The 14,458-nt window shown below is 63.3% G+C and carries 11 protein-coding genes and 1 pseudogene; 3 read left to right on the top strand and 9 right to left on the bottom strand.

The genetic code is table 11. From position 1 onward, the window contains the following. Together HP547_RS09595 and HP547_RS09590 are read left to right on the top strand one after the other, a co-directional pair. The coding region (locus tag HP547_RS09595; RefSeq protein ID WP_172286166.1) for a methionine synthase at positions 1-899 on the top strand (899 nt) is incomplete at its 5' end. Positions 900-1,094: 195 nt separating this feature from the next. Continuing rightward, a complete protein-coding gene (locus tag HP547_RS09590; protein ID WP_172286165.1) occupies positions 1,095-2,444 on the top strand; it encodes a D-serine ammonia-lyase in 1,350 nt (449 codons plus the stop codon). Between the two features lie 423 nt (positions 2,445-2,867). On the opposite strand, the gene HP547_RS09585 is transcribed toward HP547_RS09590, so the two are convergent. From HP547_RS09585 to pedF, 9 genes are all read right to left on the bottom strand, one after another. Further along, the gene (locus HP547_RS09585) at positions 2,868-4,595 is read right to left on the bottom strand and encodes a NahK/ErcS family hybrid sensor histidine kinase/response regulator (protein WP_172286164.1); all 1,728 of its coding nucleotides are present in this window, start codon (positions 4,593-4,595) and stop codon (positions 2,868-2,870) included. Then, complete coding sequence (gene ercA, locus HP547_RS09580; protein ID WP_172286163.1) at positions 4,579-5,742, bottom strand: alcohol dehydrogenase-like regulatory protein ErcA; 1,164 nt, start codon at positions 5,740-5,742, stop codon at positions 4,579-4,581. The genes HP547_RS09585 and ercA overlap by 17 nt, the downstream gene beginning before the upstream one ends. 113 nt (positions 5,743-5,855) lie before the next feature. Further along, complete coding sequence (pqqA, locus tag HP547_RS09575; protein ID WP_003253598.1) at positions 5,856-5,927, bottom strand: pyrroloquinoline quinone precursor peptide PqqA; 72 nt, start codon at positions 5,925-5,927, stop codon at positions 5,856-5,858. A gap of 201 nt (positions 5,928-6,128) precedes the next feature. Next, a complete protein-coding gene (locus tag HP547_RS09570) occupies positions 6,129-7,649 on the bottom strand; it encodes an aldehyde dehydrogenase family protein (protein WP_172228138.1) in 1,521 nt (506 codons plus the stop codon). 126 nt (positions 7,650-7,775) lie between these two features. Then, positions 7,776-9,563, bottom strand: a complete 1,788-nt coding sequence (gene pedH / locus HP547_RS09565) for a PQQ-dependent alcohol dehydrogenase PedH (protein ID WP_172286162.1) — start codon at positions 9,561-9,563, stop codon at positions 7,776-7,778. Positions 9,564-9,827: 264 nt separating this feature from the next. Beyond that, entirely contained in the window at positions 9,828-10,760 is a 933-nt protein-coding gene (locus HP547_RS09560; protein WP_172286161.1) for a quinoprotein relay system zinc metallohydrolase 1, read from the bottom strand. Between the two features lie 40 nt (positions 10,761-10,800). Then, positions 10,801-11,562, bottom strand: coding sequence for a quinoprotein dehydrogenase-associated SoxYZ-like carrier (locus HP547_RS09555; RefSeq protein WP_172286160.1), 762 nt, complete (start codon positions 11,560-11,562; stop codon positions 10,801-10,803). Between the two features lie 147 nt (positions 11,563-11,709). After that, positions 11,710-12,585, bottom strand: a complete 876-nt coding sequence (locus HP547_RS09550; RefSeq protein ID WP_172286159.1) for an ABC transporter substrate-binding protein — start codon at positions 12,583-12,585, stop codon at positions 11,710-11,712. Positions 12,586-12,590: 5 nt separating this feature from the next. Then, the gene (gene pedF / locus HP547_RS09545; RefSeq protein ID WP_172228148.1) at positions 12,591-13,052 is read right to left on the bottom strand and encodes a cytochrome c-550 PedF; all 462 of its coding nucleotides are present in this window, start codon (positions 13,050-13,052) and stop codon (positions 12,591-12,593) included. A 253-nt stretch (positions 13,053-13,305) separates the two neighbouring features. Here pedF and HP547_RS09540 point away from each other — a divergent pair. After that, a pseudogene (locus tag HP547_RS09540) lies at positions 13,306-14,458 on the top strand (PQQ-binding-like beta-propeller repeat protein); the annotation flags it as partial.

Raw genomic sequence — 14,458 nt, 5'->3', positions numbered from 1 at the left:
TGGCATTGCACGAACAGCAGCACGCTGGCATCGATATCGTCAGTGACGGTGAGCAAACCCGCCAGCATTTTGTAACCACGTTTATCGAGCATCTCAGCGGTGTCGATTTCGAGCAACGTGAAACCGTTAGAATTCGTGATCGCTATGATGCCAGCGTACCGACGGTCGTGGGCGCTGTCGCCCGGCAAAAGCCGGTGTTTGTCGAGGATGCCAAGTTCCTGCGCCAGCAAACCTCGCAACCCATAAAATGGGCGCTGCCAGGTCCCATGACCATGATCGATACGCTGTATGACGCCCACTATAAAAGCCGAGAAAAACTGGCTTGGGAATTTGCCAGGATCCTCAACCAAGAAGCCAGGGAACTCGAAGCCGCCGGCGTTGATATCATCCAGTTCGATGAACCCGCATTCAATGTGTTCTTCGACGAGGTGAATGACTGGGGCGTCGCTACTCTGGAGCGCGCCATTGAAGGCCTGAAATGCGAAACGGCGGTGCACATCTGCTATGGCTATGGCATCAAAGCCAATACAGACTGGAAAAAGACCCTGGGGTCGGAATGGCGACAATACGAAGAAGCCTTCCCCAAACTGCAACAGTCCAGCATCGATATCATTTCCCTGGAGTGCCACAACTCGCATGTCCCAATGGACCTGCTTGAGCTGATCCGCGGCAAGAAAGTCATGGTCGGGGCCATCGATGTAGCTACCCATACCATTGAAACACCAGAGGAAGTCGCCAACACCCTGCGCAAGGCGCTTCAGTTCGTGGACGCCGACAAGCTCTTCCCTTGCACCAACTGCGGCATGGCGCCGTTACCTCGCCAGGTAGCCCGCGGCAAACTCCACGCGTTGAGTGCAGGCGCAGAAATTGTCCGCAAAGAGCTCTTGAGCTCGCGCTGAGCCCTGCAGGCTTTCTGAATTTTGCGCATGACAGTTGTTCCTACACCGACAGCACCGCCCGATACAGCCGCTCGTGCTGGCACCATGCATGATCTCGGTTCACCTGTGGGTTGAGGACCGATCGTTTGAATCCTGCCCTCCTCCTGTCGAAGATTGTCTGTTCTACTCTGCAACTACCGCGCGACAGGTGAAATCATGATTCACGGTAAAACCCTCGAAAACTGGCAACACAGCCACCCGATCATCACCGACCTGGTCGCCCTGAAAGAGACCAGCTGGTTCAACCCCGCCATCGCCAGCGCGTCAGCAGCCTTGGGCGATGTAGGCCTGACAGCTACAGACGTGCAAACGGCCAGCAAGCGGTTGCAGCGGTTTGCACCCTACCTCGCCACGGTTTTCCCCGAAACTGCGGCTGCCGGTGGGATCATCGAGTCGCACATCACCCCTCTGCCGCAACTGCGTCAACGGCTCATCGACCAACATTCACTGCAAAACGTTGGCAGCCTATGGCTCAAGGCAGACAGCGACTTGCCGGTCTCCGGCTCGATCAAGGCCCGGGGCGGTATCCATGAGGTGCTCAAGCATGCCGAGGACCTGGCCCTGGCGGCCGGCCTGATCACAGCGGCGGACAACTACGCCAAACTGGCCAGTGACCAGGCCCGCGCGTTCTTCGGCCAGCACAAGATTGCCGTGGGTTCGACCGGCAACCTGGGCTTGCCGATAGGGATCATGAGCGCGAAACTGGGTTTCCAGGTAAGCGTGCACATGTCGTCCGACGCCCGGCAATGGAAAAAGGACAAACTGCGCGCCAACGGCGTGACGGTGGTGGAACACGCCTCCGACTACAGCGTTGCGGTCGAGCAGGGTCGCGAACAGGCGGCAGCCGACCCCAGCTGCTATTTCGTTGACGACGAAAATTCCCCACAACTGTTTCTGGGCTACGCCGTTGCGGCTGAACGGCTGGCCAACCAGCTCGAGCAAGCTGGCATCAAGGTGGACGCAGACCATCCCCTTTTCGTTTATCTGCCCTGCGGTGTCGGCGGCGGCCCTGGCGGCGTCGCGTTCGGCCTGAAGCTGGTATTCGGTGATGCGGTGCACTGCATCTTTGCCGAGCCCACGCACTCCCCTTGCATGCTGTTGGGTGTGTACACCGGCCTGCACGACCAAACCAGCGTGCAGGACTTCGGCATCGACAACATCACCGCTGCCGACGGCCTGGCTGTCGGGCGCCCGTCCGGGTCCGTCGGCAAAGCCATGCAGCGGCTGATCGATGGTTACTACACCGTCACCGACGAGGCACTGTACAGCCTGATGGTGGTTGCCTTCGAGCATGACAAGGTCAAGCTGGAACCCTCCGCGTTAGCCGGCGTACCCGGTATGGCGCGGGTGCTGCAAGCTCAAGCGTACCTGGCGCGCCAGGGCTTTAGCCCTGCTCAGCTGCAGCATGCCACCCACCTGGTCTGGGGCACGGGTGGCAGCATGGTCCCGCAGGATGAGTTCGACGCCTACCTGGCGAAAGGGCGCAGCCTGCTGGCAAACGTATAACTGCCATCGGTGGACTGTGAACAAGGATGGGTCGATGTACAAAAACGGCGCGATGAACCTCAATGGTTCGCACCTGGGCAGCCTGCATGTTTTTCTGGTGGCTGCGCGGCACCTGAGTTTCTCGCGCGCGGCGGATGAAGGCTAATGGGGCTGCAACGCAGCCCATCGCCGCGGTTCGTCGCCACGACAAGCCAGCTCCCACCCCAGCCGCATCGAATTCAAGCCATGCGCCGTACTTGTGGGAGCCTGGCTTGCCGGCGATGGGCCGCAAAGCGGACCTAATTTCCTAACTGACTGGCATTCGGCGTAACGCTGCCCTTGCAATGGCAGCGTGTAGCCCGCCAACTATGTAATTCTCACTTATTGTGGCTTAAATCGTAAAAACGAACGTAAGCCACAATATATTGGATTTAAAAAATTGCTTTAGCCTAGCAACTGGCTCAGCACCGCACGCAATTTCCCCGGTTTCACCGGCTTGTTCAGCAATGGCGCGCCGAGCTTCTGCAGGGCCCGCCGACACTGGTCGCTGCGGTCGGCAGTGATGATCACGGCAGGAATGGCAGCGGCAAAATGCTGCCGTAAATGCCTGACCACCGCGCATCCGACCACCCCGTGATCGAGGTGAAAATCCGCCAGGATCAGTTCCGGTGCCCTCCCCTGCAAGGCCTGCAGCGCGCCTGCCTGGTCCGTCGCGGTGACCACCTCGCAGCCCCACTGCTCCAGCAGCGCGCCCATGCTTTCAAGGATGCTCACTTCATTATCCAGTACCAGCAGGCGGCGGCCCGGTAGCGGGTCGCCAGCGCTTGGCTGCGGGACAGCCTGCTGAACGGCCTGCGGCATCTGTGCGCCAATCGGCACTTCGATGCTGAACACCGAACCCCGCCCCGGCCACGAGCGTACCTCGATGCGATAGCCGAGAATCCTGGCGATGCGCTCAACGATGGCCAGCCCAAGGCCGACACCTTTGCGATCGGCGGCGCGACCAACGTCCAGCTGGTTGAACTCGAGGAAAATGGCCTGCAGCCGGTCCTGCGCAATGCCCCGGCCGCTGTCCCACACCTCCAGCCGCAAATGCTCGCCACGGCGCCGGGCACCCAGCAGGATACGGCCCTCGTCGGTGTAACGGCAGGCGTTGCTGAGGAAGTTGCGCAGGATACGGGTCAGCAACCGCAGGTCGGTGCTGATCGCATAGCCACCCACCCGCGCGCGCAGTTTCAACCCTGCAGCATCGGCCACCGAACGGAACTCCGAAACCAGCGGCGCAAACAATTCGTCGAGGCGGTACAACGCCACGTCAGGCTTCACCGCTGCCTGGTCCAGCCGGGAGATATCCAGCAAGTCGGTCAGCAAGTCTTCGGCGCCCTCCAGGGCCTGATGGGTACGCTCGACAAGGACGTGCTCCGCCTCAGGCAATGGCCGTTCACGCAGGGTCGAGATAAGCAGGCGGGCGGCATTGAGCGGCTGCAGCAGGTCGTGGCTGGCAGCGGCCAGGTACTTGTCCTTGCTGCGGTTGGCGGTTTCAGCGGCATCGCGGGCGTCGCGCAAGGCGCGGGCGATCTGTTTGCGCTCGGCGATCTGCTGCTGCAGGTTGCGGTTGGCCTCCAGCAGCTCGTCGGTGCGTGCCGCAACCCGCTGCTCCAGTTGGTCGTTGAGCTGCTGCAGGTGCTGCTGGGCCAGCTTGCGCTCGGTGATGTCGGCGACAAACCCCTCCACCAACCCTTCCTGGCCAGGTTTCAGCAGCAGGTTCATCAGCACATCGAGATGGCTGCCATCCTTGCGCCGCAAGCGGGTTTCGTAACCGTGCAGGCTGCGGTCGCGGGCAAGGATGGCAGTGATCGCCTGCAGCTCTTCGGCACCGCCGTCAAACAGGTTGCTGGCCAGGTCCGTGAGTGAAAACAGCACGGCTTGCGGGTCGTCGTAGCCCAGCATGCGCGCCAGCGCGGGGTTGGCGGCACGCATGCCGTCTTGCAGGCTGGCCTGGAAAATCCCGTGCACGGCGTTTTCGAACAGCCATTTATAGCGGTTGCGCTCGGCCTCCAGCTCGTCGAGGCGCGCGGCCAGCTCCGGGTAATGGCTTTTGCGCGCCGAGTGGTCGCCCAGCCCCAGCAGCCCGGCCAGCGCCCGTTGCTGGTCGTCAGAGGGCCTCGCCATAGACCACCTCGACATCTCGCTGGCTCGACGTGCGGGGGTTGGTGAGAATGCACGGGTCATCCATCGCATGCTGCGACAGGAACGGGATATCGCAGGTGCGTACCCCGTGCAGGCCCAGGGTTTCCTGGAAGCCGATGGCGTGCTTCAGTGCGATCAGGTGCTCCACCAGGCGCCCGCAGATCTGCCGGTGGTTGAGACCGCGGCAGTCGATGCCGAACACTTCGGCAATCACCTTGAAACGCTCCGGCGCCGAGCTGTAGTTGAACGCCACCACGTGCTCCACCAGTACCGCGTTGCACAGGCCATGGGGCAAGTCGAGAAAACCGCCCAGGCTGTGCGACATCGCGTGCACCGCGCCCAGAATCGCGTTGGAGAACGCAAGCCCTGCCTGCATGCTGCCCAGCATGATTTTCTCGCGCAGGCCGATATCAGTCGGGTTGGCGATCATCTCCACCAGATTGCCGTTGATAAGCCGCATGGCTTCCAGCGCATGGGGGTCGGTCAGCGGGCCATGGCCGGTGGAAACGAAGGCCTCGATGGCATGCACCAGCGCATCGATGCCGGTGCAGGCCGACAGGAACGGGTCCATGCTGAGGGTGGTTTGCGGGTCGATCAGCGACACATCCGGCACCACCGCCTTGCTGACGATGGAGAACTTCATGCGTTCCTGCTGGTTGGAGATGATCACGAATTGCGACACGTCCGCCGAGGTGCCTGCAGTGGTCGGGATCAGGATCAGCGGCGGGCTGGGCACGCGGATCATGTCGACGCCTTCGAATTCGAGGATGCTGCGCCCGTGGGCGACCACGATTCCAATGGCTTTGCCGCAGTCCATCGGGCTGCCGCCGCCCACGGCAACGATCACATCGCAGTGGTTCTGCCGATAGATTTCGGCGCCGAGCATGACTTCTTCGACCCGTGGGTTGGGCGATACGGCGCTGTACAGGCAGTAGTCGATGCCCTGGGCCTGCAGGCTGGCTTCCACGTCGGCTACCCAGCCGGCGGCGATCACTCCGGGGTCGGTGACCACCAGTACCTTGCGCGCGCCGAAGGTCTTGGCGTAATTGGCGACGTTGTGCCGGCAGCCGGCACCAAAGATGATTTCAGGCGAAACGAACTTGCGAAGCGGGCTGAAGCTCTGGCTCATCGGAAAGCCTGTTTTTATTGTTCTGGAAGGTAACCGCCAGCGTAAAGCATCCCGCCGCGAAAGCAACCAGACCGCTGAAGATCCGGCCACCGCAGTGATGGCCGGACAGACCATCAACGATTGGCGAAATACATCGTAACTTCGAAGCCAATGCGCAGGTCGGTAAAGGCGGGTTTAGTCCACATGGGGCAGTCCTCTTCTTGTGCCGGGCGATTCCGGTACTGGCATTAATGCATGGAGGGCGGCGGGGGCGAATGCTACTTTGGAACGAGTTTGCGGGGGGCGTTGGTATCAACATGACCGGCCTCTTCGCGGGTAAACCCGCTCCTCCAAGGGATACCCGTTCCCTGTAAGAGCGGGCTTACCCGCGAAGAAGGCGACGCGGTTTAGAAGAAGCCCAACGGATTGATGTCGTAGCTCACCAGCAGGTTCTTGGTCTGCTGGTAGTGATCGAGCATCATCTTGTGCGTCTCACGCCCCACGCCGGACTTCTTGTAGCCACCAAACGCGGCATGTGCCGGGTACAGGTGATAACAGTTGGTCCACACCCGCCCTGCCTGGATCGCCCGGCCCATACGGTAGGCGCGGTTGATGTCGCGGGTCCACAGGCCGGCGCCCAGGCCGAATTCGCTGTCGTTGGCGATGGCCAGTGCTTCGGCTTCGTCCTTGAAAGTGGTCACGCCCACCACCGGGCCGAAGATCTCTTCCTGGAACACCCGCATCTTGTTGTGGCCCTTGAGCAGGGTCGGCTGGATGTAGTAACCGCTGGCCAGGTCGCCTTGCAGGCGTTCGGCGGCGCCACCGGTGAGCAGCTGCGCGCCCTCCTCCCGGGCAATCTCCAGGTACGAAAGAATCTTGTCGTATTGCTGCTCCGACGCCTGTGCCCCGACCATGGTCTCGGTGTCCAGCGGGTTGCCGCGGGTGATCCTGGTAATCTTCTTCATCACCTCGGCCATGAACGGCTCGTAGATCGACTCCTGGATCAGCGCCCGCGACGGGCAGGTGCATACCTCGCCCTGGTTGAAGAACGCCAGCACCAGCCCTTCGGCGGCCTTCTCGATGAACGCGGGTTCGGCCTGCATGATGTCTTCGAAAAAGATGTTCGGCGACTTGCCGCCCAGCTCCACGGTAGACGGGATGATGTTTTGCGCCGCGCATTTCATGATGTGCGAGCCCACCGGGGTGGAACCGGTGAAGGCGATCTTGGCGATGCGCTTGCTGGTGGCCAGGGCCTCGCCGGCTTCACGGCCAAAGCCCTGGACAATATTCAATACGCCCGCCGGCAGCAGGTCGGCGATCAGTTCGGCAAAGATCGTGATCGACAATGGCGTCTGTTCCGCCGGCTTGAGCACCACGCAGTTGCCGGCGGCCAGCGCCGGCGCGAGTTTCCAGGCGGCCATCAGCAGCGGGAAGTTCCACGGGATGATCTGCCCGACCACGCCCAGTGGTTCGTGGATGTGATAGGCCACGGTGCCTTCGTTGATCTCGGCGGCGCCGCCCTCCTGGGCACGAATGCAACCGGCAAAATAACGGAAGTGGTCCGCCGCCAGCGGCACGTCGGCATTCAGGGTTTCGCGCACCGCCTTGCCGTTGTCCCAGGTTTCGCTGACCGCCAGCACTTCCAGGTTCTGCTCGATCCGGTCGGCAATTTTCAGCAGCATCAGGGCACGGTCCTGCACCGAGGTCTTGCCCCAGGCAGCGGCGGCAGCGTGCGCGGCGTCCAGCGCCCGGTCGATGTCCTGGGCGGTGGAGCGCGGGAACTCGGCAATCGGCTGGCCATTGACCGGCGAGCTGTTGGTGAAGTACTGGCCAGCCACCGGCGCGACGAACTCGCCATTGATGAAATTGCCATAGCGTGGCTTGAAGGACACGACGGCGCCTGGGGTTCCGGGTTGTGCGTAGATCATGCTGAGCCTCTGCGGGTCGATGCCTGTCCGGCGACAGGCGATGCAGCGATAGTAGAAAGCCCCGCCTGCCAGACGAATGCATCGTTGGCAGCGGGGCTCTCGTCATTTGGTAGTAGGGTTCAGGCTTTACGGCGTGGTGCTTGCCGTTTGCTGCAGTTGCTTGGGCAGCTTGAAGGTCCAGAGCATGCCGCCCTGGTTGAAGTCCTTGACCCGTTTGGCCACTTCACCCCCCCACAGCGGCACCGCGCCGCCCCAGCCGGACACCACCGAGACATACTGCTCGCCGTCCATTTCCCAGGTCACCGGCGAGCCGAGCACGCCGGAGCCGGTCTGGAACTCCCAGACCTTGTCGCCGGTTTTGGCGTTGAACGCCTGCAGGAAGCCTTCCGGCGTGCCGGTGAACACCAGGTTGCCCTTGGTGGTCAGCACCCCGCCCCACAGCGGCGCGTAGTTCTTGTGGCGCCACACTTCCTTGCCGCTGATCGGGTCGATGGCGCGCAGCACGCCGATATAGTCTTCGTTGAGCGGCTTGATGGTGAAGCCGGCGCCGAGGAACGCCGCACCCTTCTTGTAGGCGATGCCCTCGTTCCAGATGTCCATGCCCCACTCGTTGGACGGCACGTAGAACAGCCCGGTGTCCTTGTTGTAGGCCATCGGCATCCAGTTCTTGGCGCCGAGGAACGCCGGGGCGACGAACACCGAGCTGCCCTTGGCCTCGCTGCCGGGGGCGCCAGGGCGGCTGGCGTCGTTGTAGATCGGCCGGCCGTCCTTGTCCAGGCCGGTGGCCCAGGTGATCTTGTCGACAAAGGGGAAGCCGCGGATGAATTTGCCGTTGGTGCGGTCCAGCACGTAGAAGAAGCCGTTGCGGTCGGCCGTGGCGGCGGCCTTGACCTCTTTGCCGGCGTCCTTGTAATTGAACGAGATCAGCTCGTTGACGCCATCGAAGTCCCAGCCGTCATGCGGCGTGCTCTGGAAGTGCCACTTGATGGTGCCATCGTCCGGGTTCAGCGCCAGGCGCGACGAGGAATACAGGTTGTCGCCAGGGCGCAGGTGCGAATTCCACGGCGCCGGGTTGCCGGTGCCGAACAGGATCAGGTTGGTTTCCGGGTCGTAGTAGCCGCCCAGCCATGGCGCGGCGCCACCGGTCTTCCACAGGTCGCCGGGCCAGGTCTTGCCGGCCTCGCCCCCGGAGATACCGTTCTCGATCGCCTTGCCGTCCTTGTACACGTAGCCCATGTGCCCTTCGACCGTAGGGCGCATCCACAGCAGCTCGCCGTTTTCCGGGTTGTAGGCCTGGATCTTGCCCACCACGCCAAACTCGCCGCCAGCGACGCCGGTGATCAGCTTGCCGTTGACGATCATTGGCGCGGCGCTGATGGAATAGCCTTCCTTGTGGTCGGCGACTTTCTTGCTCCATACCACCTTGCCGGTGTCCTTGTTCAGCGCTACCAGCTTGGCGTCCAGGGTGCCGAAGAACACCAGGTCGCCGTACAGTGCCACGCCGCGGTTGATCACGTCGCAGCACGGGCGGATGTCATCGGGCAGGCGCGCATCGTACTGCCACAGCTTTTTGCCGGTACGGGCGTCCACGGCAAACACCCGCGAATAGGAGCCGGTCAGGTACATCACCCCGTCCTTGATCAGCGGCTGCGCCTGCTGGCCGCGCTGCTTCTCGCCGCCGAAGGAAAACGCCCAGACCGGCCGCAGCTCCTTGACGTTGTTGGCGTTGAGCAGGTCCAGCGGGCTGTAGCGCTGGCCCTGCACGCCCAGGCCGTTGGTCACGATCTGCTGCGGGTTCTCAGGGTCCTGGAGGATCTCTTCGTTGCTGACAGCGGCGTGGGCCGCGCCGGCAAGCAGCATGGCGCTGAGCACCAGGCTCACGGCGAACACAGGACGGCGTGGGGATCGGGTCATGACGGCTACCTTTGGTTTTTTGTTGTGTCCGGGAAAATTTCCCGGTGTGCCGAGAATTCTTGGTTGCGACCTGCTCACCGACAATTGCCCGCAGTGCGGAGTTTTCTAGTTCGTTGGTAGCAGCTACCCTGCGCGGTCCTCTGTAGGAGCGGCCTTGCGTCGCGATGCGGCGCGCAGCGGCCCCGGCAATCTTGCATGATGCGCAAATTTTGGGGCTGCTGCGCAGCCCATCGCGACGCAAGGCCGCTCCTACAGGGGACCGCGTCAGGGTTTGGTATCGACGCGCTGGAGTTGTTGGCGCTCGTAGCGGGGATAAAGGTGGCTGACACTGCGAATCAGCTCATAACGCGTAAGGCTGATGCCGGCAAAGCGCTCGGGGATGGGGCTGCGGATCACCTCGGCCATGTCATCGCCACGCGCCGCGCCGTCGCGCATCAGCCCATCCAGCCAGCCCAGGTAATCACGCATCTGCACAAACGGCCGCGCATCGCTGGCCACCGGACCGTGCCCGGGCACAAGCTGCTTCCAGGGCAGGGCTTGCAAGGTGTCCAGGTCCTTCAGCCACACATCCAGCCCCGGGCTGTTAGGGGTGGTCAGCGCCCGTTCATAGAACACCAGGTCACCGGCGAACAGCACGCCAGTCTTCTCATCGAGAATTGCCAGGTCGGCACCGGTATGCCCACCCAGCGCCAGCAACCGCAGCCGATGCCCGCCCACTTCATGGACGCCAGGTTCCAGCACCCGGGTCGGCAGCATCACCTCGGTGCCCCGCATCCAGTCGCCCACCAGGCGGTACATGTTTTCGGCCATGACCTCGCCCTGCTGGCGCAACAGGTCGCCAGTGCCGGCCAGGGCGCCAATGGGTACATCGGCGAAGGCCTGGTTGCCCAGCACATGGTCGGGGTGATGATGGGTCAGCAACACTTCCAGCACCGGCTTGTCGGTGGTGGCAGCGATAGCCTGGCGCAAGGCTTCGCCATAGCGCTTCGACGGCCCGCTGTCGATCACCACCACACCGCTGTCGGTGACGATGAACGCGGTGTTGACGATATTGCCGCCATTGGCCTTGGCAAAGTTGTCGGTGCTGCCTTCCAGCAGCCAGGTGCCCTGGGCGATCTGCCGGGGTGTGAGGCGGTAATCCAGGTCCGCATGGGCCGGCAGCCCCAGGCACAACAGCAACAGCAGGATCCAACGCATGACGGCGCCTCCGGGCAGGGGGTTAACTCAGGCAACGCGCTCAGGGCACCGCCGCTTCGAACTGGTTGCCGCTGTTGTCTTGCAATAACAGGCGGGTCGGCCCAGTGCCCTGGATATCGAAACCCAGGTTGGGGTTTTCGCTGACTGCCGGGTACAGTTCCAAGCTGGCCATGCGTTGGCCGTCCGCGTTTTGCAACTCGGCATGGTTGAGAAAGAATTCGGGAATACCGCTGACCAGGCCGTTGTCCATCGGGTGGGCCACCTGCAGGCGCAGGCGGCTGCTGTCGCCACGCGGGTAGCGCCCGCCCAGTACCTCGCCGAGGTGCTCCTCCCAGCCGGGCTGGGTGCGGACCACGCTGGGTGCGGTACAGCCACCGCCGGCGGCATCGATCAAGGTCGAGCCGACATGCCACAAGCCGTCACGTGTCAGCACCGCAGCGCGCAGCGGCGTGGCCTGTTCGATGCGGATGCGGATCGACAACCACGGCAGCACGCGCCCGCCGGGCTGGAAATCGACAATCCGCGGTAGCGGGTTGAGCTCGGCCCAGGCGAGGATGCGCACCACCTCGCCGGTAAACGCCCGGGCGTCGATTTCCAGCGGTACCTGGCGCGCGTCCTCGGCAAAGGGCGGCGCCAGCAGCTTGACCCGGTCATCGAAGACGAATGCCGCCTGGCCGAGCAGCTGCTTGTGGTAGAAGTCCCACATGACCGAGGGTACCGGGTCCGGCTTGGCACTCGGTTCGCCGGCCACGACTGCCCAAGGCATCCAGCAGGCCAGCAGTAACGTTACTCGCCAGTTCATCGGCCACTCCTTGATGAAACCGTTATCCATTGAGCCGGCATGGTTAATGTGGGAGCGGGCATGCCCGCGAATCAGGCAGCGCGGTGGATGGCACGGGCTGCGCCCGTGTTCGCGGGCGCGCCCACTCCCACAAAGGTGCTGCAAGCACTATTGATACATTTCCGGAGTCTGGTAGCGCAGGCCGTAGTTGGCATAGATGGCTTTCATCCGCCCATCCCGGATCAGCGCCTCTAGCGCCTCCTCCACGGCATACGCCAGCTGCCGGTTGCTTTCATGCACCGCCATGCCAATTTCCCAGGCCTGCTTGCCAAGCTTCGGGTAGGCGTTTTCCGCCAGAACCAGTTGGGGGTCGGCCGCCTGGTGCAACTGCCAGTCCACCTCCCCGCGCATCGCCATCACCGCGTCTACCTGGCCGGCCTGCATCGCGGCAAACGCCTGCTGCACAGTGGGGTAATGATGCGTCCTGGCGCTGAGCATGCCGTCGAACACCGAGGTCAGGTAAAACGATGGCACGCTGTCCACTTCCACCCCGATGGGGTGCTGCTGGAATACCGCGACGCTGGCCACCGAGGCCAGCCGACGGCGGTCGTAGGCGACCTGCCAGCGTTCTTCCTGATAGGGGCCGAACATCACCACCTGGGCGTTTTCCAGTTCGCCCAGTTCGTTACGCTTCTGCGCATAGGCCTGGTCGTAGGGCACCCGCATCATCAGGTCGGCCAACTGCTGCTGGCGCAGCGGGCTGCCGCGCCAGATATAGTCGCGCAAATCGTCGTCGAGCTTTTCTCCGGGCGGTGCCCAGATCAACTGCAGGCGCACGCCCAGGGCCGTGGCCAGGGCCTGTGCCAGCTCTACATCGACGCCGCGCGGCTGGCCGTGGTCGTCGAAACTGTAGGGGGCGAAATCCTTGTACACCGCCACTTTCAGCTCGCCGGCGGCGATGATCGCGTCGTAGTTGCGCACCTGCGCCTGGGCCGCCGCGCAACACAGCAGCAGGCCACCCAACAGCACTGCCAGCAGACGCATGGCCGTCACTCCTCGACGTGCACGCTGTCCAGGTAGGTGCGCACCGCCCACAGGGCCTCCTGGCTCAGGTAGTCAGCCATCTTCGGCATGTACACCCGGCCGTCACGCACCGCGCCATGGCGTACCCGCTCGACGAACCACTCATCGCCGGCGTCGCCCACATCGAGCAGGCGCAAATCCGGGGCAATGCCGCCAGACTTGGCTTCCAGGCCATGGCAGGCCGCGCAGTTCTGGTTGTAGGCCGAGGCGCCGATTTCCACGGCCTTGTCGTGCTCGGGCGAGGCACGGTACGGGTTGACCGCCGCCCAGCCGTCGCCGTCCAGGCTCACCCCGGCGTCCTTGATCGGGGTCAGGCCGTTGGTCTCCACTGCCTGCGGCACCACGTTGCCATGGGCCCACGCGGTACCGCTCAGCACGGCGCCAAGCAGCAGCCCGGCAGCCAGCAAGACATTGCGTTCTGTTGTCATTGTTATGCCCTCACCATTGCACGCAAAGCCTCAACCACAGAGGCTGTGCCGCCATCTTAGAAACAGCCCGCAGGCAGCCGAATGCTGCTTTGGTGGCCGGGCCTTCCTCCCTTGGTAGTAGGGCTTGCGGCGAAGGGCCAATTGAGGTGGCGTTCGGGAACTCTTCCCGACAAGCGCGGGAAATTTTCCGTATCCGGCCACGGCCGCCCCGCCGCACCCTGTGCAGGCCAAAACTCCACAGGGAACTGCAACCATGACAATAACAACGCTACCCGCCCTTTCCCCTCTGGCCCTGAGCGTGCGGGCCCTGCTGCTGGCCGGTAGCCTGGCCCTGGGCAACCTCGCCGTGGCCGCCACTGCACCTGCCGCACCTGCCAGCAAGAACGTGACCTGGGAAGACATCGCCAATGATCACCTGACCACCCAGGACGTGCTGCAGTACGGCATGGGCACCAACGCCCAACGCTGGAGCCCGCTGGCCCAGGTCAACGACCGGAACGTATTCAAGCTGACCCCGGCCTGGTCCTATTCCTTCGGCGACGAAAAGCAGCGCGGCCAGGAATCGCAGGCCATTGTCAGCGACGGCGTGGTCTACGTCACCGGCTCGTACTCGCGGGTGTTCGCCCTCGATGCCAAAACCGGTAAACGCCTTTGGACCTACAATCACCGCCTGCCCGACAACATTCGCCCGTGCTGCGACGTGGTCAACCGTGGGGCCGCCATCTACGGCGACAAGATCTACTTCGGCACCCTCGACGCGCGGCTCATCGCCCTCGACAAACGTACCGGCAAGGTGGTGTGGAACAAGAAGTTCGGCGACCACAGCGCCGGCTACACCATGACCGGCGCCCCGGTGCTGATCAAGGACAAGACCAGCGGCAAAGTGCTGCTGATTCATGGCAGTTCCGGCGATGAATTCGGCGTGGTCGGCCAGCTGTTCGCCCGCGACCCGGACACCGGTGACGAGGTGTGGATGCGGCCCTTCGTCGAGGGCCACATGGGCCGCTTGAACGGCAAGGACAGCACCCCCACCGGCGACATCAAGGCGCCCTCCTGGCCGGACGACCCCACCACCGAAACCGGCAAGGTCGAAGCCTGGAGCCACGGCGGCGGTGCCCCTTGGCAGAGCGCCAGTTTCGACCCCGAGAGCAACACCATCATCGTCGGCGCCGGCAACCCCGGCCCCTGGAACACCTGGGCGCGCACCGCCAAGGACGGCAACCCGCACGACTTCGACAGCCTGTACACCTCCGGCCAGGTCGGGGTGGACCCCAGCACCGGTGAAGTGAAGTGGTTCTACCAGCACACGCCCAACGATGCCTGGGACTTCTCCGGCAACAACGAACTGGTGCTGTTCGACTACAAGGACAAGGACGGCAAGGTAGTCAAGGCCACCGGCCACGCCG

It is taken from the genome of Pseudomonas sp. CM27, assembly GCF_013179515.1.
Lineage (GTDB): Bacteria > Pseudomonadota > Gammaproteobacteria > Pseudomonadales > Pseudomonadaceae > Aquipseudomonas.
Note: the sequence above shows the minus strand (reverse complement) of the source record. Positions and strands in the feature narration are given on the sequence as shown.

Coding starts and splice junctions, on each gene's coding strand:
- HP547_RS09570 (WP_172228138.1), bottom strand. CDS start 7,649: ATGATCTACGCACAACCCGGAACCCCAGGCGCCGTCGTGTCCTTCAAG.
- HP547_RS09560 (WP_172286161.1), bottom strand. CDS start 10,760: ATGCGTTGGATCCTGCTGTTGCTGTTGTGCCTGGGGCTGCCGGCCCAT.
- HP547_RS09555 (WP_172286160.1), bottom strand. CDS start 11,562: ATGAACTGGCGAGTAACGTTACTGCTGGCCTGCTGGATGCCTTGGGCA.
- HP547_RS09590 (WP_172286165.1), top strand. CDS start 1,095: ATGATTCACGGTAAAACCCTCGAAAACTGGCAACACAGCCACCCGATC.
- HP547_RS09550 (WP_172286159.1), bottom strand. CDS start 12,585: ATGCGTCTGCTGGCAGTGCTGTTGGGTGGCCTGCTGCTGTGTTGCGCG.
- pedF (WP_172228148.1), bottom strand. CDS start 13,052: ATGACAACAGAACGCAATGTCTTGCTGGCTGCCGGGCTGCTGCTTGGC.
- pedH (WP_172286162.1), bottom strand. CDS start 9,563: ATGACCCGATCCCCACGCCGTCCTGTGTTCGCCGTGAGCCTGGTGCTC.
- ercA (WP_172286163.1), bottom strand. CDS start 5,742: ATGAGCCAGAGCTTCAGCCCGCTTCGCAAGTTCGTTTCGCCTGAAATC.
- HP547_RS09585 (WP_172286164.1), bottom strand. CDS start 4,595: ATGGCGAGGCCCTCTGACGACCAGCAACGGGCGCTGGCCGGGCTGCTG.